General features: G+C 68.3%; 17 protein-coding genes. 9 read left to right on the top strand and 8 right to left on the bottom strand.

The window, feature by feature from the left end; genetic code table 11:
* Nucleotides 1-207 precede the first annotated feature (207 nt).
* Nucleotides 208-1,467, top strand: a complete 1,260-nt coding sequence (locus NBRGI_RS43155; protein ID WP_029904155.1) for a KasA/KasB family beta-ketoacyl-ACP synthase — start codon at nt 208-210, stop codon at nt 1,465-1,467.
* 62 nt (nt 1,468-1,529) lie between these two features.
* On the opposite strand, the gene NBRGI_RS43150 is transcribed toward NBRGI_RS43155, so the two are convergent.
* The gene (locus NBRGI_RS43150; protein WP_235211305.1) at nt 1,530-3,191 is read right to left on the bottom strand and encodes a MinD/ParA family ATP-binding protein; all 1,662 of its coding nucleotides are present in this window, start codon (nt 3,189-3,191) and stop codon (nt 1,530-1,532) included.
* A 297-nt stretch (nt 3,192-3,488) separates the two neighbouring features.
* A complete protein-coding gene (gene leuA, locus NBRGI_RS43145) occupies nt 3,489-5,282 on the bottom strand; it encodes a 2-isopropylmalate synthase (RefSeq protein WP_029904150.1) in 1,794 nt (597 codons plus the stop codon).
* Nucleotides 5,283-5,521: 239 nt separating this feature from the next.
* Here leuA and NBRGI_RS43140 point away from each other — a divergent pair, with 239 nt between their 5' ends.
* From NBRGI_RS43140 to NBRGI_RS43125, 4 genes are all read left to right on the top strand, one after another.
* A complete protein-coding gene (locus NBRGI_RS43140) occupies nt 5,522-6,289 on the top strand; it encodes a sulfite exporter TauE/SafE family protein (protein ID WP_029904148.1) in 768 nt (255 codons plus the stop codon).
* 81 nt (nt 6,290-6,370) lie between these two features.
* Nucleotides 6,371-7,996 (top strand): alpha/beta hydrolase, encoded by a 1,626-nt coding sequence (locus NBRGI_RS43135; RefSeq protein ID WP_029904146.1) that lies wholly within the window; start codon nt 6,371-6,373, stop codon nt 7,994-7,996.
* A 185-nt stretch (nt 7,997-8,181) separates the two neighbouring features.
* Complete coding sequence (locus NBRGI_RS43130) at nt 8,182-9,834, top strand: GMC oxidoreductase (protein ID WP_235211304.1); 1,653 nt, start codon at nt 8,182-8,184, stop codon at nt 9,832-9,834.
* 81 nt (nt 9,835-9,915) lie between these two features.
* Nucleotides 9,916-10,758, top strand: a complete 843-nt coding sequence (locus NBRGI_RS43125; RefSeq protein ID WP_029904142.1) for an ion transporter — start codon at nt 9,916-9,918, stop codon at nt 10,756-10,758.
* Here the strand turns inward: NBRGI_RS43125 and NBRGI_RS43120 are convergent.
* The 4 genes from NBRGI_RS43120 to NBRGI_RS43105 form a co-directional block, all read right to left on the bottom strand.
* On the bottom strand, nt 10,736-11,947 hold the full coding sequence (locus NBRGI_RS43120) for a low temperature requirement protein A (protein WP_029904140.1): 1,212 nt from the start codon (nt 11,945-11,947) through the stop codon (nt 10,736-10,738). The two genes, NBRGI_RS43125 and NBRGI_RS43120, sit on opposite strands and share 23 nt — an antisense overlap.
* Nucleotides 11,948-12,049: 102 nt before the next feature.
* Entirely contained in the window at nt 12,050-12,508 is a 459-nt protein-coding gene (locus NBRGI_RS43115) for an SRPBCC family protein (RefSeq protein ID WP_029904138.1), read from the bottom strand.
* 186 nt (nt 12,509-12,694) lie between these two features.
* Nucleotides 12,695-12,880: a DUF1918 domain-containing protein gene (locus tag NBRGI_RS43110; RefSeq protein ID WP_029904136.1), complete on the bottom strand. Its 186-nt coding sequence runs from the start codon at nt 12,878-12,880 to the stop codon at nt 12,695-12,697.
* Nucleotides 12,881-12,944: 64 nt separating this feature from the next.
* Nucleotides 12,945-13,532: a TetR/AcrR family transcriptional regulator gene (locus NBRGI_RS43105; RefSeq protein ID WP_029904134.1), complete on the bottom strand. Its 588-nt coding sequence runs from the start codon at nt 13,530-13,532 to the stop codon at nt 12,945-12,947.
* Between the two features lie 58 nt (nt 13,533-13,590).
* On the opposite strand from NBRGI_RS43105, the gene NBRGI_RS43100 reads away from it, so the two are divergent.
* Both NBRGI_RS43100 and NBRGI_RS43095 read left to right on the top strand, forming a co-directional pair.
* Nucleotides 13,591-14,166: a dihydrofolate reductase family protein gene (locus NBRGI_RS43100; RefSeq protein WP_029904132.1), complete on the top strand. Its 576-nt coding sequence runs from the start codon at nt 13,591-13,593 to the stop codon at nt 14,164-14,166.
* A gap of 37 nt (nt 14,167-14,203) precedes the next feature.
* A complete protein-coding gene (locus NBRGI_RS43095; RefSeq protein ID WP_029904130.1) occupies nt 14,204-14,779 on the top strand; it encodes a dihydrofolate reductase family protein in 576 nt (191 codons plus the stop codon).
* Between the two features lie 160 nt (nt 14,780-14,939).
* On the opposite strand, the gene NBRGI_RS43090 is transcribed toward NBRGI_RS43095, so the two are convergent.
* Nucleotides 14,940-15,362, bottom strand: a complete 423-nt coding sequence (locus tag NBRGI_RS43090; protein ID WP_029904128.1) for a secondary thiamine-phosphate synthase enzyme YjbQ — start codon at nt 15,360-15,362, stop codon at nt 14,940-14,942.
* A gap of 173 nt (nt 15,363-15,535) precedes the next feature.
* Between NBRGI_RS43090 and NBRGI_RS43085 the strand changes: the two genes are divergently transcribed.
* The gene (locus NBRGI_RS43085; protein WP_014981150.1) at nt 15,536-16,801 is read left to right on the top strand and encodes an aspartate kinase; all 1,266 of its coding nucleotides are present in this window, start codon (nt 15,536-15,538) and stop codon (nt 16,799-16,801) included.
* Nucleotides 16,802-16,804: 3 nt separating this feature from the next.
* Nucleotides 16,805-17,839 carry an aspartate-semialdehyde dehydrogenase gene (locus tag NBRGI_RS43080; RefSeq protein ID WP_029904125.1) on the top strand — a complete coding sequence of 345 codons (1,035 nt, stop codon included), beginning with the start codon at nt 16,805-16,807 and terminating at the stop codon, nt 17,837-17,839.
* 45 nt (nt 17,840-17,884) lie between these two features.
* On the opposite strand, the gene NBRGI_RS43075 is transcribed toward NBRGI_RS43080, so the two are convergent.
* Entirely contained in the window at nt 17,885-20,326 is a 2,442-nt protein-coding gene (locus NBRGI_RS43075; RefSeq protein WP_029904123.1) for a glycoside hydrolase family 3 protein, read from the bottom strand.
* Nucleotides 20,327-20,465: the final 139 nt, after the last annotated feature.

Raw genomic sequence — 20,465 nt, 5'->3', positions numbered from 1 at the left:
GGTTTCGCGTTCGTTCGGGGGCGGCTCGGCGAAGCCACTGGTACCGGGGTCGAGTGCCGAGCTTAGGGGGCGAACGCGTCGGCGTCGTTGGTAACTTCGCACAACTCCCGCGCCCGGCTGTGAGTGTTCCGCACATGACGCGCCGCCGCTCTGCCAAATAGATTGCAGGACAGGCTATCCGGCAATACGAAAGGACACGCGACAGCAATGCGCGATATCACCGAGTTCTCCACCCGCAACGGAGGATTCCGGAGCGTGGTGGTGACCGCGGTCGAGGTTTCCTCCGCACTCGGCGCCGACGCCGAGTCCACCTGGAAGGGGCTCCTCGCGGGCGAGAGCGGGGTGCGCAAACTCGAGGACCCGGAGGTCGAGAGCGGACGCTTACCGATCGATATCGGGGCGAAGTTCAAGGTCGACCCGACCGCCGAGCTGGACCGGATCAAGAAGCGGCGCATGTCCTACGTCCAGCAGGTGGCCTACGTGATGGGCAAACGCATCTGGGAGACCCTCGGCGCGCCCGAGGTGGACCAGGACCGGCTCGGCGTCTCGATCGGCACCGGCGTCGGCGGCGCGGAGGTGATCGTCGACTCGAACGACATCCTGCGCGATCAGGGCTACCGCAAGGTCTCGCCGTTCGCGATCCCGATGGCCATGCCGAACGGGCCCGCGGCGGTGCTCGGGCTCGAACTCGGCGCCCGGGCCAGCGTGGTGACGCCGGTGTCGGCGTGTTCGTCGGGTTGTGAAGCGCTGGTGCACGCGTGGCGCTCGATCATTCTCGGTGAGGCGGACATGATCGTCGCGGGTGGCGTCGAAGGCCGTATCAATGCCCTTGCGCTGGCGGGCTTTACGAACATGCGGGCGTTGAGTTCGCGGATCGAGGAACCCGAACGCGCCTCGCGTCCGTTCGATCGGGACCGGGACGGGTTCGTCTTCGGCGAGTCGGCGGCACTGCTCGTATTGGAGGCCGAGGAGCACGCGCTGGCGCGAGGCGCGCGGCCGATCGCCCGGCTGCTCGGCGCGGGCCTGACCGCCGACGGCTACCACCTGGTGGCGCCGGATCCGGAGGGCCGGGGCAACGCGCGCGCGATGCGGCGCGCGCTGGAGACCGCGGGTGTCGACGGCGCCGAGGTGGATCACGTCAACGCGCACGCCACCGGCACGCCGTTCGGCGATGTGGCCGAGGCCAAAGGGGTTTCGGCCGCGATCGGCAACCATCCGTCGATCTACGCGCCCAAGTCGGCGCTCGGCCACTCGGTCGGCGCGGTGGGCGCGCTGGAGGCCGCGATCTCGGTGCTGACGCTGCGCGACGGCGCGATACCGCCGACCCTCAACCTGGACCATCAGGACGCCGAGATCGATCTCGACATCGTCAGCGGCGCAACCAGATACACCGATGTGCAGTACGTGATGAACAACTCCTACGGCTTCGGCGGGCACAACTCCGCGGTGCTGTTCGGCAAGTACTGAGGTCGCGCAAACGGACTGCGGCCCGGCACAGAGGTGCCGGGCCGCAACGTATTCCAGGGTTTTCAGTGACCCATCGGGCCCGGGTGGTGGTACTGCTGGGCGCCGACGTAACCGAAGTCGTCGGCGACCATCGCGGCCAGTTCCAGCAGCGCTCGCCTGGTCGGCTTGCTCACCAGTTCCAGGTCGATCTCGGCGCCCTCGGCGAGGTGGTCGTCGAAGGGCACCACCTGCACCGCGCGGGTGCGGTCGAGGAACAGCTTGCGCAGCTGATCCAGGTCGACGGTGGAGGCGCCACGCCGGGACGCGTTGACCACGACGACGGTGCGCTCGACGAGCTTGCCGTAGCCGTGGTGATCGAGCCAGTCCAGCGTCGCCGAGGCGCTGCGCGCGCCGTCGATCGCGGGCGAGGTGACCAGCACCAGCGAGCTGGCCATATCGAGCACGCCCGCCATGGCCGAGTGCATCAGGCCGGTGCCGCAGTCGGTCAGGATGATGTTGTAGAACGACTGCAGGATGCCGATCGCCTTGCGGTAGTCGGCCTCGCTGAACGCCTCCGAAACCGCCGGATCCTGTTCGCTGGCAAGCACTTCCAAGCGGCTGGGCGCCTGCGAGGTGTGCGCGCGGACATCGGAGTACCGGCTGATGTGCTGGTCTTCGAGCAGGTTGCGCACGGTCGAGCGGGTCTGGCGCGGCACCCGGTGCGCGAGCGTGCCGAGGTCGGGGTTGGCGTCGATCGCGATGACCCGATCGCCGCGCAGCGACGCGAACGTCGAGCCGAGACCGACCGTGGTGGTGGTCTTGCCGACACCGCCCTTGAGCGAGAGGATCGCGATCCGGTAATCGCCGCGCACCGGCTGGTTCACCCGGTCGACCAGGTCGCGGTAGACCACGTCGGCTGCGGACTCACCCGGATTGAGCATGCCGCCGGTGGCCTTGTGCACGGCGCGGCGCCAGCCGCTGCGCGGAGCCCGCCTGGCCCGCTTGAGCAGGTTCAGGTCGTTGACCGAATGACCGGGCTGACCCGGCGCGGGCACGTGCTGCGGCTGGAACGGCTGCGCGGGCTGATGCGGGTTCGGCCCACCCTGCCAACTCGGCGCTGGCTGCTGGCCCATCGGCTGCGGCGGCGGAGGCTGCTGCTGGTAGACCGGTGGCGGCTGGTGCGATACCGGCGGAGGCGGCGGGGCCCAGCTGTAGATCGGCGCGGCCTGGGGCTCGGGCTGCGGCGCGGGCGCTTCCGGCTGCTCCGGTACGCGCCGGACCAGGCCGTCGGGGCCGATCTCCTGGCGGTACTCGCCGTAGCCGGGGTTCGGCGCCTCCGCGACCTGATGGCTGCCGCTGTGTCCGGCCACCGGTTGGTACGGCCCGGTCTGATATGGCTCATATGGGCCAGGCGGCGCGAACGGACCGGCGTTCGGCGGGGCGTAGCCGCCGTATTGCTCGGCCGGGCCGGGCGGCGAGAAACCGTCGGGCGGGCCGTAGGGCTGCGGCGGCGCGGACGCCTGCGGGTAGGACACGGTCTGGTCCGTCGAACCGCTGAAGTCGGGCTGCGCGGGATCCTGCTCCGGCTGGTCCGGCGTCTCCGCCTCGACCGCCGGCACTTCCACGTCACCGGTCTGCTCGGGCGACTGCTCGGCGGATTTCTCCGACTCCGTGGCGTCGGCCGTGTCCACCGCTTGACTCTGCAGCCAGGGCGGTGAGGTCGGGTTGTGGTCGTTAGTTGTCACAGTTCCCCCATCTGCTCGGGACTTCGAGCAGAGAGCTCGGCGCTTGAGTGCGAAACCAACGCTAGCACGGGGTTCGCGGGCTCGCGTCGCCGTGTGCGGCCGCCGGACTTCGCTTGCAAACGCACTATGGACGGCGGACGCGCCCGGATGACACGCCGCCGATATCTGGTCTCCGACAGCAAGATCGAGAGCCGGGCGCCCGGTCGATCAACGACCGTCGCGCCCGGCTCTCACCGTACTCGACCTGCGCGATCAGCGTGCTCGGTTGACCCAGGACACCGCCGCTCGCGTCGCGGATCAGTGCGCGCGGTTCACCGCGGAGACCACCGCGCGCAGCGATGCCGTGGTGATCGAGGTGGCGATGCCGACGCCCCACACCACCTTGTCGCCGATCGCGCACTCCACGTAGGCGGCGGCCTGCGCGTCGTCACCCGCGGACATCGCGTGCTCGGAGTAGTCCAGCACCCGGACGTCGAAGCCGACGGTCGCGATCGCGTCGATGAACGCGGCCAGCGGGCCGTTGCCGGTGCCGGTGATCTCCTGCTCGACGCCGTCGACCTTGACCACCACGGCGATGGTGTCGGTGCCGCCGTCGGTCTCGGACGCGGTGACCTTCTGCCGGATCCGCTCCAGCGGCCGGATCGGGCTCAGGTACTCGCCGGCGAAGACGTCCCACATCTCCTTCGGCGTGACCTCGCCGCCCTCGCCGTCGGTGATCCGCTGGACCGCCTGGGAGAACTCGATCTGCAGTCGCCGCGGCAGCGCCAGACCGTGATCGGTCTTCATGATGTAGGCGACGCCGCCCTTGCCGGACTGCGAATTCACCCGGATGACGGCCTCGTAGGTGCGCCCGACGTCCTTCGGGTCGATCGGCAGGTACGGCACCGCCCAGATGATGTCGTCCACATCGGCGTCCGCGTCGTCGGCCGCGACCTTCATCGCGTCCAGGCCCTTGTTGATGGCGTCCTGATGGCTACCGGAGAACGCGGTGTAGACCAGGTCGCCGCCGTAGGGGTGCCGTTCGGCGACCGGCAGCTGGTTGCAGTACTCGACGGTGCGACGGATCTCGTCGATATCGGAGAAGTTGATCTGCGGATCGACGCCGCGGGAGAACAGATTCATCCCCAGGGTGACCAGGCAGACGTTGCCGGTGCGCTCACCGTTGCCGAACAGGCAACCCTCGATCCGGTCCGCGCCGGCCTGGTAGCCCAGCTCGGCGGCGGCCACCGCGGTGCCGCGGTCGTTGTGCGGGTGCAGCGACAGCACGATCGAATCGCGGCGGGCCAGGTTGCGGCTCATCCATTCGATCGAATCGGCGTAGACGTTCGGCGTCGCCATCTCGACGGTCGCGGGCAGGTTGATGATCAGCGGCTTGGCCGGGGTGGGCGCGATGATCTCGGAGACCGCGTCGCACACCTCCTTGGCGTACTCCAGCTCGGTGCCGGTGTAGGACTCCGGGCTGTACTGGTAGCGCCAGTTGGTGTCGGGGTACTGCTTTTCGATCTGCAGGCACAGCGTCGCCGCGTCCGTCGCGATCTTCTTGACCGCCGCGCGGTCGGCCCGGAAGACCACCTTGCGCTGCAGGATCGAGGTGGAGTTGTAGAAATGGACGATCACGTTCTGCGCGCCCGAGCAGGCCTCGAAGGTGCGCTCGATCAGCTCGGCGCGACACTGGGTCAGCACCTGGATGGTGACGTCGTCCGGGATCGCGCCGTCCTCGATGATCTCGCGGACGAAATCGAAATCGGTCTGGCTGGCCGAGGGGAAGCCGACCTCGATCTCCTTGTAGCCCATCCGCACCAGCAGGTCGAACATGCGGCGCTTGCGGGCCGGGCTCATCGGGTCGATCAGGGCCTGGTTGCCGTCGCGCAGGTCGACCGCGCACCAGCCGGGCGCGACGTCGATGATCTTGTCCGGCCAGGTGCGGTCGGGCACCGAGACGGGCTCGACCTCCTCGGCGAACGGACGGTACCGGAAGGTCGGCATCGACGAGTTCTTCTGCGCGTTCCAGCCGGGCTGGTCGGCCGGCGCGGGCTTGGACGGCGGGGTGATGGTGCGGGAGCCGGATACGAAGGCGTCAGCGGGGGACATGGCGATTTTCTCCGAGGGGGTGTGGTGTTTCCCAAAGGTTTGGGTCGACCGGCGCGGCAAAACCCCGCGACGGGAGCCGGTCCAATCAGAACCCGTCGCGGCGGCCGAGAAGAAGTGCCCGCTGCATGATGTCGGCGAGTTTACCGGGTGGCAATACACGGGCGGAAGCCCGGTCCCGTCGTCGGGTCATCCGACGTCGGCGCTAGCGTTCGGCAAAGAAGCAAGGAACGGATTCTCCTATGACATGGCTCGAACAGCTCGCCATCTTCGGCGCGGGCATCGCGGCGGGCGGGATCAACACGATCGTCGGGTCGGGCACCTTGATCACCTTTCCGGCGCTGCTCGCCTTCGGCTTGCCGCCGGTGACCGCGAACGTCTCCAACACCATCGGCCTGGTCCCGGGGGCCGTCAGCGGTGTCCACGGTTACCGTCGTGAGCTGGCCGGACAGCGCGAACGCCTGGTGCGCCTTGGTACCGCTTCGCTTCTCGGCGGCATCACCGGCGCGGTGCTGCTGTTGACGCTGCCCGCGAACGCGTTCAAGGCGATCGTGCCGGTGCTGATCATCCTGGCGCTGGTCCTTGTGGTCGTGCAGCCCCGGTTGTCGCGCTGGGTGAAGGCGCGGCGCGCGGACGGGGCGGGGCCCGCGCCGAAGCACGGCGGGCCGGTGCTGTTCGTCGCGGTGTTCGCGACCGGCATCTACGGCGGCTACTTCGGGGCTGCCCAAGGTGTGCTGCTGCTCGGTTTGCTCGGTGTTCTCGTGCACGAGGACATCCAGCGGCTCAACGGCGTCAAGAACGTGCTCGCGCTGATCGTGAACGGCGTGTCCGCGCTGATCTTCATCGTGATCGCGGACGTGAACTGGCAGGCGGTCGGGCTGATCGCGCTGGGCTCGATCATCGGGGGTCAGCTCGGTGCGAAGATGGGCAGGCGAATGCCGCCGAACGTCTTGCGTGCGGTCATCGTCGTGGTCGGCACCATCGCGGTGGTCCGGCTGTTGATGTCCTAGGAGGTGGTCAGTGCCGGCTCAGGGTGCAATTCATCCCTGCGGGGGACGACGGCCGCGTCCGCGCGGCACAAGATAATCGATATGCGTGGGTGGAGGATCGTCGTTGTCGCTGCGCTCGCCCTGCTGGTGGCGCCGCTGAGCGGCTGCGGCACCCCGGACGAGCACGAACAGGCCGTGGCCGACCTGGCCGGGCAGGCCGACGCCGCCGCGACCCCGCGGCTGGACTGGGCGTCGTGCCAGGACCAGGCGTTGAGCAAGCTGCAATGCGCGAGCGCGACCGTCCCGCTGGACTACGCGCAGCCGCAGGGGGAGACGATCGAGCTCGCGGTCGTGCGTCAGCCCGCGACGGATCAGTCCCGCCGGATCGGCACCCTGTTCACCGCCGCGGGCGGGCCGGGCGGTTCGGGCCTGCAGTGGGCGGCACGAGGCGAGATGTTCCCCGGCGAGATCGCGCGCCGCTTCGACGTGGTGACCTTCGATCAGCGCGGTACCGGCCGCAGCGCGCCGGTTCGCTGCTTTGCGAATCCTGAAGAGCAGCAGCGTTTCTGGGCTGCCGCATGGCTGCCGCCGGTGACCGCCGAGCAGGAGGCGCAGCAGGCGCGGGCCAGCCGCGACCTGGCCGCGGGCTGTGCCGCGCACAGCGCCGCCTTGCTGCCGCACCTGACCACGGTCGACGCCGCCCGCGACCTCGACCTGCTGCGCCGCGCGGTCGGCGACCGCCAGCTCACCTTCGAAGGCGGTTCGTACGCAAGCTATCTCGGCGAGGTGTACGGCGCGCTCTTCGGCGACCGGGTGCGGGCGCTGAGCCTCGGCTCGATGATCGACCCGGACGCCTACACCTCCGATACCCGCACCGAGGTCGCGAACTCCGCGGCGGGCACCGAGGAGGTGCTCGCGGAGTTCTTCCGGCTGTGCGCGCAGGCGGGTCAGCCGCGCTGTGCCTTCGCGAGCGCCGGTAAGCAGACCACCGCCGATCCGGTCGGCCAGATCCGCACCGAGCAGAAGCCGACCGGCGGTGAGGATCTGCGCGCCAGGGACAACGCGCTGCTGGACCGATTGCGGCAGGGGCCGATTGTGGTCGGCACCGGGGACCGGGCTCGTTCGGTCACCTATCACGAGGTCATCGCCCCGCACGCGCTGCTGCTGTACGACTCCGAAAAGGGTTGGCCCGCACTGGCGCAGCTGCTCACCGAGGTGGAGCGCGGTGCGGAGGGCAACCCCGACGTGGTGCGCACCGTGCTGGGCGCGAGCGCGCTGCCGGCCGGGTTCCTGGACTCGTTCACCGCGATCTCCTGCGCGGACAACACTTTTCCGCGTGACCCCGCGCAATGGGCCGCGCTGGCAAGGGATTTGAGTGCGCAGAGTCCGATCTACGGCGCGTTCTGGCTGGCCATCCGCCAGCCGTGCGCCGCGTGGCCGGCTCCCGAGGGCGGCTACCCGCAGCGGTACGCGGGTCCCTGGATCATGCGCTCGGACGTGCCCGCGCTGCTGTTCAGCAACCGATACGACCCGGTGACGCCGCTGTCCGCGGCCCGCACCGCGCAGCAGGCCTTGGTGAACGCGCGCCTGGTGGTCATCGACGACGGCTATGGCCATGACACCACCACCGACTGCACCCGGCGGCTGCAGGAGCGCTACCTCATCGATCAGCAACTCCCGGCGCCGGGCGCGACCTGCGAGCCGGACGAGGCGCCGTTCGCGCGGTGAATCCGGCTCGGCGACCGTGCCGTCAACCGGGGTCGACCCGGCTCGTTGCCCAGGCGTCACCTGGCCGTTGCCCGCTGCGCGCGCCCGAATGCGGAAGTCCGCCAGGGCAATAGCAGGCGGACAACCGGTGACGGCCCGTGAACGACTGTTCAGCGCACGGGAATACCGGTAATCTGCGCTCGGCCATGCGTGATGAGGGAGGTGGCTGGGTGCGTAGACGCGCCTTCTTCAAAGCTGCGGGTGCAGCCGCCCTGCTGGGCGCTGCCGCGGGTTCGGCGTCGTCGCTGACGGCCGGCGTGGGGTCCGCGGATCCCGTCTGGAATCTGCTGTTCCAGGCCTGGGTGCCGGAAATCTTCGCCCCGCTGCCCGATCCGCCCGAGCATTCGCCCGCGATCGTGATCGGCTCCGGCTTCGGCGCCGCGGTCACCGCGTTGCGGCTGGCCGAGGCCGGTATCGCCAACACGGTGCTCGAACGCGGCTCGCGCTGGCCCAATGATCCCTGGCGCGAGATCTTCACCGGCGACGACCTGCCCGACGGCCGTGGCTTCTGGCATCGCACCAGCTTCACCGGCGTGTCCAAGGTGCCGGTGCATTTCGCGAGCTTCGGCGGCGTGCTCGACTGCACCAGCTACCCCGGCATCGATGTCTGGCGGGCGGCGGCGGTCGGCGGCGGCTCGGTGATCTTCACCGGCGCGATGGTCGCCCCGGAGCGCCGTTTCTTCGACCACGTCTTCGGCGGCACCGTCGACTACGGCGAGCTGGATCGCGTCTACTACCCCCGGGTGCGAGAGATGTTGCGGCTGAACACGATGCCGCAGGACATCTACGGTTCGACGCCGTTCACGCACTCTCGGGCCTGGGACGATCAGGTGCGCAAGGCCGGCTACCAGCCGCTGCCCAACGACTCGATCTTCAACTGGGAAATCCTGCGCGCCGAACTCGGCGGCGGCTCCCGTCCGTCGGGCACCGCGGCGCGCAGCAACCTGGGCAACTCCAACGGCGCGAAGTTCGACCTGAACCAGAATTATCTGCGCTACGCCCAGGGCACCGGCCGATCCGCGATCTTCCCCGGCCATCAGGTGGAGTCGATCGCCCAGGAGCCGGGCGGCCGGTACTCGCTGATCGTGACGAAGCTCGCGCCGACCGGCGAGGTGCTCGGCACCCGCACCCTCACCTGCGATCAGCTGTTCCTCGGCGCCGGTTCGGTCGGCACCTCGGAACTGCTGGTCCGCGCGCAGGCCACCGGCACCCTGCCCAACCTCAACGAGCACATCGGCGACGGCTGGGGCACCAACGGTGACGTGGTGCTCGGCCGCGGCGCGAGCGCGCTGGCCGGACTCGGACAGGGCGTGCCGAGCGCGAGCCGGATCTTCGACGAATCGGGTGCGCCACTCACCCTGGAGAGCTGGTACATCCCCGGTATCCCGTTCGAGACGGGCGCGCTGGCCTCGCTGGGCATGGTGCTCGACGGGACGCGCGCGCGGTTCGGTTACGACCGCGCGGCGAACCGGGTCGGCTTGAGCTGGCCCGCCGAGAACCGCGCGGACATGGTCGCGGCCGCCCGCGCGGTCGATCACCGGATCGCCGAAAGGGCCGACGCCGTCCTGGAATACGGTGCGCTGGGCTACGACGCCAACGCCCTGTTCACCGCGCATCCGCTGGGCGGCGCGGTGCTCGGCCGGGCCACCGACGGCTACGGCCGGGTGCACGGCCATCCCGGTCTGTACGTGATGGACGGCGCCGCGATCCCGGGCAGCACCGGCACGGTGAACCCGTCGCTCACCATCGCCGCGCTCGCCGAACGCAATATCGAGGCGATCATCCGCCAGGGGAAGTAGCGCCCTCGCGCGGTCCGTGCCGTCGCGCGGACCGCGTACTACCCTCGGCCTGACCATTCAGTGTCGAAAGGGATCCGCGTCGTGGCCTATGTCAGTCCCACTCCGGTCGGCGAGGAGCTTCCGGAGGGCGATTACCCGCGCAAGCCGCCCGCGCTGTGGACCGATTTCGTGATGCTCGCGCTGGCGATCGTCTCGGTGGTGCTGGTCGTCTGGATCACCTTCTTCCCGGTCGCCGCGCAGACGCATCGGGTGATCGTGCTCGTCGACTGGTCGATCTGCGGAATCTTCGCGGTCGAGTTCCTGTGGCGCTGGCGCCGGGCGGGCTGGCCGTGGACGTTCCCGTTCGTCTACTGGTACGAGGTCCTCGGCATGATCCCGGTGACCAGCCCGTTCTTCCGCGGCTTCCGGCTGCTGCGGATCGTGGTGATCCTGGTCCGGCTCGGCCGCGTCGCCGACCGGATCTTCGGCGACCGGATCACCGCCGCGGTGGTCAACCGGTTCGTGACGACCATCGTGGACGTGATCAAGCGTCCGATGACGATCGCGGTGATGGACGAGGTGGCGCACGTGCTGCGCACCGGCCACTACACCCGCAACATCGCGGCGGCGCTGGAGGAGAACCGGGCCGAGATGGACGAGATGATCCTCGAGCTGATCAAGAAGGACCCGCAGGCCGGCCGGGTGCGCTACATCCCGTTCCACGACGAGATCATCCGGTTGATCGCCGACACCACGTTCCGCATCGTCTTCCAGGTGCTCGCCGATCCGCGTACCGACGAGCTCGTCTCGGATATGTTGCGGGAGAACATCGATCAGATCCGGGACGCGGTGCGCGACGGGGTCCGGGTGGCGCCGTCGGCGTACGGGCCGACGGCGGCCGAACACGGGGTCGCGCACAAGCTCACTCAGGTGCGCCGTGCCTGATCTGGTCGCGGGGCTGGGCGAATCGTACGGTTTCGAACAGGGTTAGCACCGCGAGCACTGCGCAGAGGATGCTCAGTGAGATCAGTGCGGGCAGCGCCGCGGCGAGCGGGATCAGCGCGAGCAACAGCACGACGGTGACCACCCGGGGCACGCTGATCGCCCCTGTCGCATAGTGTTTCGCCCCGATCAACGCGATCAGATACAGCACCACACCGCCGTACAACGCGAACAGCGGGATGCCGTAGAGCGCGTCGCTCAGCGTGTGATGTGAGGCGTCCCCGACGTAGTAGAGCACCTTCTTCAAACCCAGTGAGAGCCCGATGATTCCGACGATCATCGGGAAATGCCAGAAGGTGTACGCGCCCCGCGCGATCTTGATCTGCCGTGCGCCGTCGGCATGTTTGAGCTCGTGTTCGATCGACAGCGCGGCGACATCGAAATAGGTCCACCACAGCAGCCCGGAGATGGCCAGGCCGAGCAGGGCGCCCACCGCGATCGGCCACGAGATCGGCAGCCCGGCCACGCCGATGCCGATCGAGACGATCGATTCGCCGAGCGCCACGATGATGATCAGCCCGTAGCGCTCGGCGAAATGGCTCGCCGAGTTCAGTCGCCAGTCGGTGCCCGCGAGCAGGGTCCACAGGTAGTCGCCCGCGATCGCGGCGATCCACAGGGCGATCTGTACCTTGCCCTCGGTCATCGCGGCGATCACCAGCAGCGTGGTGCCGATCGTGATCGAACCGAGCGACCAGCGCAGCACCTGGTTGCGCAATTGCGCGTCCTGCGCGCTGGCCAGCCAGAACATGAACACGTGCACCAGACGCACGACCAGATACGCGATGGCGAAGACCAGCGGGCCGTACCAGCCGCCCGCCATATCGTGGAACGCCTCGGGAATGGTGAGCGCGGCGAGGAACGCGCCGCCCATCGCGGTGAACATCGCGACCCTGGCGAAGCCTTCGTCGGCGCGGATCACGTTGCCCAGCCACGAGTAGGCAATCCACAGCCACCACATCAGGGCGAGCACGAGAAAGGCGCGCAGCAGGTTCTTCGCGCTGGTCTCCTCCGCCGCCAGGTCGGTGACCATGGTGAACGCGAACACGAGCACCAGGTCGAAGAACAGCTCGAGCTGCGTCACCGACGCACCCTCGGCCACCGGCTGAAGCCGAACCCGTTTGGAACCGATCATGGTGCACATCGTCGCACCCGGACGCCGTCGATGCCGGTCAGGCGAGGCGCGTGTGGCGGCGATTTCGCTCTCGGCACACGCGGGCAGGGTTATTCGTCATGGCTATACGGCTTGAAAGTTTTCCGTTTCGGGAAACCGTTCGGCAAACTCGATGAAATTCTGCACGGCGGTCTCGTTGAGCTTTCGCACGGTGCGCTTGAGTAGTAGGCCGGGCACCGGGATGGGTAAGTAGATCTCCACGTGATACCAGACCCGGGTGCCGTCCGCGCCATCGGAGATCTCGAAGAAGCCGCCGCCCTTCGCGTTCCTGGTGCTGTCGGTGACCTGCCAGGACACCCGATCTTCGGCCCAATCGTATTCCAGCACCTGCATATCGGAGCTGCCCAGGATTTCGGTCTTCACGAATACGCGCAGGGGTCGTCGCGCTTCGTCACGGGACGCGACGCGGGCATCGGTATATCCCGGCGACCATTCCGGCAGCATTTCCACGGCGGCCAGGGCATCGAGGACCTGCGCGGAATCGGCGTCGACGACGAATCGGATATCGGTTCTGGTGCGCATGAAAAACCTTCCGACCCCCGATGGACAACGGCCCGATTGTCTCCAGCACTTCTCGGTCCGTCAACCTTCTGGTACGGATTGGTGGTTCGTGCACACCTGCGACGTGCACTTATGTGTTCGAGGTGAAGATCGACTACGCGGTGTACAGCTTCCGCGTGGAAGGTTCGGGAGGTGACGTCGCGATCTTCAGTCTGCCGGTTCGACTATCGCGTCCGGTCCCGGATACACCAGGGATTCGCGTCCGTCGCTGTAGCGGACGAGATAGGGCGGCGACCCCTCCGGGCCGCGTACCTCGATGATCTCCCCTTGCCGATCACCTCGCCCCACCACGTGTCCGTGCACGAGCAACCGGTCTCCGACCTTCGCCATCATCGACTCATTATCGAATGTGTGTGACGGCGCTCACTGGGTTTCCGATCGTTGCGACCGTTTGGTCTCAGCCCTTGATCACCCGATCCACCGCCGCCTCGATGAGGTCCTGGCTCTGCTCCTCGGTGAACACCTCGGGCAGCGTGAGCCGGTCCACGATCAGCCAGTTCAACGCGAGATAGAGCAGGAGGACCGACTTTTCGTCACCGGGCAGCCCGGCATCGAGGTGATTGCGCACGTTGAACTCGATGTCGGCGCGCACCCGATCGGTCAGCACCGCACGCAGCTCGGGCCGCCGCGTCGCCTCCAGGCGCAACTCCAGCAGTGCGAGGTAACCGGTGCGGAAGGCCTCGATCCTACCCACGACCTCTTTCATCAGCGTGACGATGTGCTCACGGGTCTGCGGTCCTGTGGCGAGTTCGGCCATGGCGGCCTCGCTCGGCTGCAGCCGTTCGTAGAAGCGCCCGCCTGCCTGAGTGAGCAGATCGTCGCGGTTGGCGAAGTAGTTCGACGCGGTACCCGCGGGCACCCCGGCGTCTTTGTCCACCGCGCGAAAAGTGAGGCCGCGCGCTCCGTCCCTGGCCAGGACCTCGATGGCCGCGTCGAGCAGCGCCTGCCTGCGCTCGTTGTTGGTCCGCACTTGACACCACTCCATCTGTAGTACTACATTCTGACCACTACAAAGAGAGTACAACAGTTTAGGTGGTACCGGAATGCGAAAGCTTGTCTACTACGTCGCCGTGTCGCTCGACGGCTACATCGCAGGTCCGGCGGGGGAGTACGACTTCTATCCGCAAAGCGACGAGATGGGCCGCTGGCTGAACGCGGAGTATCCGGAGTTCGTCCCGACCGGACTCCGGGCGCAAGTCGGCATGGCCCTGGATCAGCCGAACACGCGGTGCGACACCGTGCTGATGGGTCGCCGCAGCTACGAACCCGGCTTGGCCATGGGCATGACCAGCCCGTACGCGCATCTGAAGCAGTACGTGGTGTCGAGCACGCTCGGCCGGATCGATGATCCCGCAGTGGAATTGGTGGAGTCCGACCCGCTCGCGCTGGTGCAGCGGCTCAAAAAGGAAGAGGGCGGCGACATTTGGTTGTGCGGCGGCGGCAACCTCGCCGCACAGCTGCTGAGCGAACTCGATGAACTGATCATCAAGAGCTATCCGGTGATCGCGGGCAGCGGGATCTCGGCCTTCGCCGGCGAGTTCGGTCCGACCGTGTTCACCCCGGCCCGGCGCAAGGAATTCGACAACGGCGCGCAGGTCAGCTGGTTCACCCGCGCCTGATCGCTGTCTCTCCCACACCCACGAAAGAGGCTCTGTAATGCGAAAACTCACCTACTTCGTCGGCATGTCGCTCGACGGCTACATCGCCGCACCCGACGGCGACATCAGCTTCTATCCGTTGCCCGAGGACTTCGTCGCGTGGATCGGACAGGACTATCCCGAGACCCTGCCCACGCACGCGCGGCCGCACTTCGGTGTCGCCGTCGACGCGCCGAACCAGCAGTTCGACACGTTGGTGATGGGCCGGGGCACCTACGAACCGGCCTTGGCGGTGGGGCTCACCAGTCCGTACGGCCATATGCGGCAGTACGTGGTGTCGAGCACGCTCGGCCGGATCGATGATCCCGCAGTGGAATTGGTCGAGTCCGATCCGACGGCCCTGGTCCAACGGCTCAAAAAGGAAGAGGGTAAGGACATTTGGCTGGCCGGCGGTGGCAAACTGGCGGCCGCTCTGCTCGATGAGATCGACGAGTTGGTGATCAAGAGCTACCCCGTGGTCGCGGGCCAGGGCGTGCGCGCCTTCGACGGCGCGTTCCAGCCGACGCTGTTCACGCCGACCGCGCGCCGCGAGTTCGGCAACGGCAACCAGGTCACCTGGCTCACCCGCGCCTGACCCGACAATGGCGGCGGCCCAGCGTCTTTCGCTGCGGCCGCCGCCATTCGGCGCTTCACGCGCCGCGGACCCGGTCGTAGATCAGGTACAGCGCGCCGGTCTCGGTGCTGGACAGATCGGTCAGCGACCAGCTCGTCGCGGGGAAGCCGTCCGTTCGGCCCTAGGTGGCTTGGTCGCTGAGGAAGGACAGGCGCACCTGGCGGTCGGGGTTGTCGATATTCAGGTCGACCAGGGCGACGGATTGCCAGGTGCCAAGGGCCAGCGCGCCGTCGATCACCGGGATGGTGGCGTAGGGCGCGATCAAGGCGGGCATCACGTGCGAGCGTCCGTGTCCGCGCGATCCGTGCGCGTGCCGCCAGCGATCGTCGGCGGGCAGCAGCTCGCGCAGCGCCGCGAGCAGATCGTCGTCGCTGCGCGCGCCGAGTTCCATCACCGCGATCCCGGCCGTCGCGTGCGGCACGAACACATTGAGCAGCCCGTCACCGCCACCGGAGGCTTCGCGTACGAACGCCGCGCACTCCCCGGTGATGTCCTGCACGACTTCGGTCCGTCCGGTGGTCACCGCTAATACCGTGCTCTTCATCACTCCATCGTGCGCCATCGCTCAGCCCTCGGCGCGAACTACGCGACCGAGTCCGACCAGCGCGCCGGCTCCCGGGCGGCGGCCGGCTGAGGAGGTAGCGGCAATCCGCTGGACCACGGCCGGTACGCTGGGTGGCTGTTAGCAGCTGGTTGTCGATCTTGGAGGACCCTGTCGTGGCTCTCGTTGTTCAGAAGTACGGAGGATCCTCGGTGGCAACCGCCGAGCGTATCCGGCGCGTCGCTGAACGGATCGTCGAGACGAAGAAGCAGGGCCACGACGTGGTGGTCGTCTGCTCGGCCATGGGTGACACCACCGACGAACTGCTCGACCTCGCCCAGCAGGTCGCGCCCGCGCCCCCCGCGCGGGAAATGGACATGCTGCTCACCTCGGGTGAGCGCATCTCCAACGCGCTGGTCGCGATGGCCATCCACTCACTCGGCGCCGAGGCCCGTTCGTTCACCGGCTCCCAGGCCGGCGTGATCACCACCGGCGCGCACGGCAACGCCAAGATCATCGACGTGACGCCGGGACGGTTGCGCCAGGCGCTCGACGACGGACAGATCGTGCTCGTCGCCGGTTTCCAGGGCGTCAGCCAGGACAGCAAGGACGTCACCACGCTGGGTCGCGGCGGTTCCGACACCACCGCGGTCGCGCTGGCCGCGGCGCTGGAAGCCGACGTCTGCGAGATCTACACCGACGTGGACGGCGTCTTCACCGCCGACCCGCGGATCGTGCCGGACGCGCAGCGGCTCGAGCAGGTCTCCTACGAGGAGATGCTGGAACTCGCGGCCTGCGGCGCGAAGGTGCTGATGCTGCGCTGCGTCGAATACGCGCGCCGCTACAACGTGCCCGTGCATGTGCGTTCGTCCTATACCGACAAGCCGGGCACCTACGTTTACGGATCGATGGAGGACATCCCCTTGGAGCAAGCAATCCTCACGGGCGTCGCGCACGATCGCAGCGAGGCCAAGGTAACCGTGGTCGGTCTGCCGGACGTGCCGGGCTACGCCGCCAAGGTGTTCCGCGCGGTCGCCGACGCCGAGATCAACATCGACATGGTGCTGCAGAACATCTCCAAGATCGATACCGGCAAGACCGACATCACCTTCACCCTGCCCAAGACCGACGGCGCGCGCGCCGTCGAGATGCTCACCAAGCAGCAGGACGAGATCGGCTTCTCCCAGGTGCTCTACGACGACCACATCGGCAAGGTGTCGCTGGTCGGCGCGGGCATGAAGAGCCACCCGGGCGTCACCGCCAAGTTCTGCGAGGCGCTCGCCGACGCGGGCGTGAACATCGATCTCATCTCCACCTCCGAGATCCGGATCTCGGTGCTGGTCAAGGACACCGAACTGGACGAGGCCGTCAAGGTGCTGCACCGGGCCTTCGAGCTGGGCGGCGACGAGGTCGCCGTGGTGCACGCGGGAACAGGACGATAAGCCATGGGCATCCGAGTAGGCGTTGTCGGCGCGACCGGTCAGGTCGGCGCCGTCATTCGGAAACTGCTGGAAGAGCGCAACTTTCCGGCCGACGAGGTGCGTTTCTTCGCCTCGTCGCGCTCGGCGGGCAAGACGCTGCCGTGGCGCGGCGGCGAGATCGTCGTCGAGGACACCGAGCTGGCCGATCCGGCCGGGCTGGATATCGCGCTGTTCTCCGCCGGCGCCACCATGTCGCGCGTGCAGGCCCCGCGCTTCGCCGCCGCGGGCGTCACCGTGATCGACAACTCCTCGGCGTTCCGCAAGGACCCCGACGTGCCGCTGGTGGTCAGTGAGGTCAACCCGGAGCAGACCCGCAATCTGGCCAAGGGCATCATCGCGAACCCGAACTGCACCACCATGGCCGCGATGCCGGTGCTCAAGCCGCTGCACGATATCGCGGGACTGCGCCGCCTGATCGTGTCCAGCTACCAGGCGGTGTCCGGTAGCGGCCTGGCCGGCGTGGAAGAGCTCGCGACGCAGGCGCGCGCGGTGATCGACGACGCCGAGCAGCTCACCCACGACGGCAGCGCCCTCGATTTCCCGGCCCCGAACAAGTACGTCGCGCCCATCGCGTTCAACGTGCTGCCGCTGGCCGGTTCGCTCGTCGACGACGGCTCCGGTGAGACCGACGAGGATCAGAAGCTGCGCAACGAGAGCCGCAAGATCCTCGGGCTTCCCGACCTTTTGGTGAGCGGAACCTGCGTGCGCGTCCCGGTGTTCACCGGGCACTCGCTGTCGGTGAACGCCGAATTCGACCAGCCGCTCTCGGTCGAGCAGGCCAAGGAGATCCTGGCCAAGGCGCCCGGCGTCAAGCTGGTCGAGGTGCCGACGCCGTTGCAGGCGGCAGGCGCCGACGACTCGCTCGTCGGCCGGATCCGGCAGGATCCGGGCGTGCCGGACGGCCGTGGCCTGGCCCTGTTCATCTCGGGCGACAACCTGCGTAAGGGCGCTGCGCTCAACACCATTCAGATCGCCGAGGTTCTGCTCAGCAATCGCTGACCCGGTGCTGCGGCCGTGCTCGCGCACGGCCGCGGACCGGTGTGCCTACGCTTCGATCTGTGTGGTCAGCGGTCGTTCGGCGAACGAGTGGCCCGCCTCGATCTCGTAGACGCCCGGTACCGGCCGCCACGCGTCGCGGTCTTCGTCCCAGATCTGGAATGCCCTGTCCGGGAGGGTGATTCGCGCCTCGACCAGCTCGCCGGGGTCGGCTTCCACCCGCGCGAACCCCGCCAGCCAGCGGGCCGGTCGCCCCACCGAATCCGCGACGGGCGCGAGGTAGACCTGCACCACCTCACCGCCGCGGCGGGCGCCGGTATTGCGCAGCCGCACGGTAACCGTCGTCGCCTCCCGCTCGATCGACTCGTATTCCCATGTGGTGTAACCGAATCCGTGCCCGAACGGGTAGGCCGGCGTGCTGCCCGCCCGCTCCCAGGCGCGGTAGCCGATGAACAGGTCCTCCCGATAGACCAATTCGCCGTCGGTCGGCGTGACCTCGGAGACCGGGCAGTCGGCCAGGGCGACCGGCCACGTGGTCGGTAGCCGCCCGCCCGGTTCGGTGACGCCGAGCAGGACCTCCGCCAGCGCCGCCCCGCCCTGCTGGCCGGGGAACCAGCTCAGCAACACTGCCGAAACCTGGTCACGCCACGGCATTTCCACCGGCGAACCGGCGTTGACGACCACCACGGTGTGCGGATTGACCTCGGCTACGCGGCTCACCAGCTCGTCCTGTCGGCCGGGCAGGCGCAGGTCGGTGCGATCGAAGCCTTCCGATTCCACCTGCTCGGTAGTGGCGACCACGACCACCGCGACGTCGGCGTTGCGGGCCGTCTCGACGGCCTCGGCGATCAACTCGTCCGGGTCGCGCTGCGGGTCGGCGTGCCCGAGGGTGAACAGGACGGCCTGGATGGGCATGTCCGCGAACTTCATCGGAGTGTGCGTCATCGTCACCTCGACCGTCGTCCCGGCCGTGAGCTCGACGGTGCCGCGCGTGGTGGGGGTGCCGAAGAAGGCTTCGAAAGGATCGGAGCCGGTGAGGGTTTCGGTGCCGTCGAACAGCACAGAGTCGCCGACCGTGAGCCGGAAATCGCCGATCCCCTTGGTGCCGAACGCGTGCGCACCGGTTTCCTCGGGCGTGAAGGTGCCGTGTACCTCGACCGTGTGCAGGTCGGCGTAGGCGACGCCGTCGGGGAGTTCGCCCAGCCAGTTGACCATGCCGTTGGGCAGCGAACTCTCGCCGAGCAGTGCGCCGTCGGCGTCGAAAATGCGGGCGCGCAGATCGAATCCGCGGTCGGCTGCGCCGAGTTCGTCGCTCGGGGCGGCGCCGATCGCGTAGGTCAGGGCGCCGGGCGGCAGCGCGGCGGTCAGTCCGTCGAGCGGGGAGACCACCGACGCGGGGAACACGGTCGCCGAGCCGCCGCCGAGAATGCGCGCATCGCGGGCGGCGAGGCCGAGCAACGCCACCTTCGTCCCGTCCTTCGCCAACGGCAGCGCGGGCTGTCCGCCGGCCGGCTCGTTGCGCACCAGAACGAAACCGCGAGCGGCGATTTCGTGCGCCAGCGCGACGCCATCGATCTCGTCCGGCAGTGTGGTCACCGCAGGCTCGGCCCCGTCGAGCAGGCCGACCCGCGCCGCCAACCGCAGCACGTTGCGTACCGCGGCATCCACCACGGACTCGTCCACCTCGCCGTTGCGCACCGCCGCGGCCAGCGCCTCGCCGTACACGCCACGCGGTCCCGGCATCGCGACATCGAGTCCGGCGGTGATCGCCGGGACCGTCGAGCGGGCGGCGGTCCAGTCGGAGACGACGAAACCGTCGAAACCCCATTCGCCGCGCAGTATTCCGGTGAGCAGCGCGTGGTGCTCGGTCATGGTCGGGCCGTTCACCCGGTTGTACGCGGCCATGATGCCCCACGGGCCCGCGTCGCGGACGATCGCCTCGAACGGCGCCAGATACAGTTCGCGCAGTGCGCGCGCGGACACCACGTTGTTCACGGTGAAGCGGTCGGTCTCCGCGTCGTTGGCGACGAAATGTTTGACGGTGGTGCCGATTCCGCCGTCCTGCACGCCGCGGACGTACCCGGTCCCGATCTGTCCGGTGAGGTACGGATCCTCCGAGTAGCACTCGAAATGCCTTCCGCCGAGCGGAGAACGGTGCAGGTTCACGGTGGGCGCGAGCAGTACGTGCACGCTCTTGCGCCGCGCCTCCTGTGCGAGCAGCCTGCCCGCGCGCCGGGCCAGCTCCGGATCCCAGCTCGCGGCAAGCGCGGTCGGCGAGGGCAGCGCGATCGACGGATCGTCGGCCGTCCAGTGCACCCCGCGCACGCCGATCGGCCCGTCCGACATCACCAGCGAACGCAGCCCGATCTCCGGCAGGGCGGGCAACGACCACATGTCCTGCCCCATCAGCAGCCGGGCCTTCGCGTCCAGGTCGAGTCTGCCGATGGCCGCCGCCACGACTTCCTCGCGGGCCGGGTCGAGCTGGGTCATGGTGAACTCCTTTGTCTCGCAATGACAATGCGCGTGGCGGTCGCGAAACAGTCGGCGGTCGCCACGAAGGGCGGAGCGTGCGGCGGGCGCCGCCGCCGTGCTCACCTAATCAATGGTAGGTGAAGTTACTATTTCGTTA

Source organism: Nocardia brasiliensis IFM 10847, from assembly GCF_000710915.1.
Lineage (GTDB): Bacteria > Actinomycetota > Actinomycetes > Mycobacteriales > Mycobacteriaceae > Nocardia > Nocardia brasiliensis_A.
This window is presented reverse-complemented; position numbering and strand designations above follow the sequence as displayed.

Excerpts from the sequence above, each read along its gene's own strand:
- NBRGI_RS43095 (WP_029904130.1), top strand. The coding sequence starts at position 14,204 with ATGCGAAAACTCACCTACTTCGTCGGCATGTCGCTCGACGGCTACATC.
- NBRGI_RS43100 (WP_029904132.1), top strand. The coding sequence starts at position 13,591 with ATGCGAAAGCTTGTCTACTACGTCGCCGTGTCGCTCGACGGCTACATC.
- NBRGI_RS43155 (WP_029904155.1), top strand. The coding sequence starts at position 208 with ATGCGCGATATCACCGAGTTCTCCACCCGCAACGGAGGATTCCGGAGC.
- NBRGI_RS43135 (WP_029904146.1), top strand. The coding sequence starts at position 6,371 with ATGCGTGGGTGGAGGATCGTCGTTGTCGCTGCGCTCGCCCTGCTGGTG.
- NBRGI_RS43090 (WP_029904128.1), bottom strand. The coding sequence starts at position 15,362 with ATGAAGAGCACGGTATTAGCGGTGACCACCGGACGGACCGAAGTCGTG.
- NBRGI_RS43075 (WP_029904123.1), bottom strand. The coding sequence starts at position 20,326 with ATGACCCAGCTCGACCCGGCCCGCGAGGAAGTCGTGGCGGCGGCCATC.
- NBRGI_RS43115 (WP_029904138.1), bottom strand. The coding sequence starts at position 12,508 with ATGCGCACCAGAACCGATATCCGATTCGTCGTCGACGCCGATTCCGCG.
- NBRGI_RS43130 (WP_235211304.1), top strand. The coding sequence starts at position 8,182 with ATGCGTGATGAGGGAGGTGGCTGGGTGCGTAGACGCGCCTTCTTCAAA.
- NBRGI_RS43140 (WP_029904148.1), top strand. The coding sequence starts at position 5,522 with ATGACATGGCTCGAACAGCTCGCCATCTTCGGCGCGGGCATCGCGGCG.
- NBRGI_RS43080 (WP_029904125.1), top strand. The coding sequence starts at position 16,805 with ATGGGCATCCGAGTAGGCGTTGTCGGCGCGACCGGTCAGGTCGGCGCC.
- NBRGI_RS43105 (WP_029904134.1), bottom strand. The coding sequence starts at position 13,532 with ATGGAGTGGTGTCAAGTGCGGACCAACAACGAGCGCAGGCAGGCGCTG.
- NBRGI_RS43120 (WP_029904140.1), bottom strand. The coding sequence starts at position 11,947 with ATGATCGGTTCCAAACGGGTTCGGCTTCAGCCGGTGGCCGAGGGTGCG.
- NBRGI_RS43110 (WP_029904136.1), bottom strand. The coding sequence starts at position 12,880 with ATGATGGCGAAGGTCGGAGACCGGTTGCTCGTGCACGGACACGTGGTG.
- leuA (WP_029904150.1), bottom strand. The coding sequence starts at position 5,282 with ATGTCCCCCGCTGACGCCTTCGTATCCGGCTCCCGCACCATCACCCCG.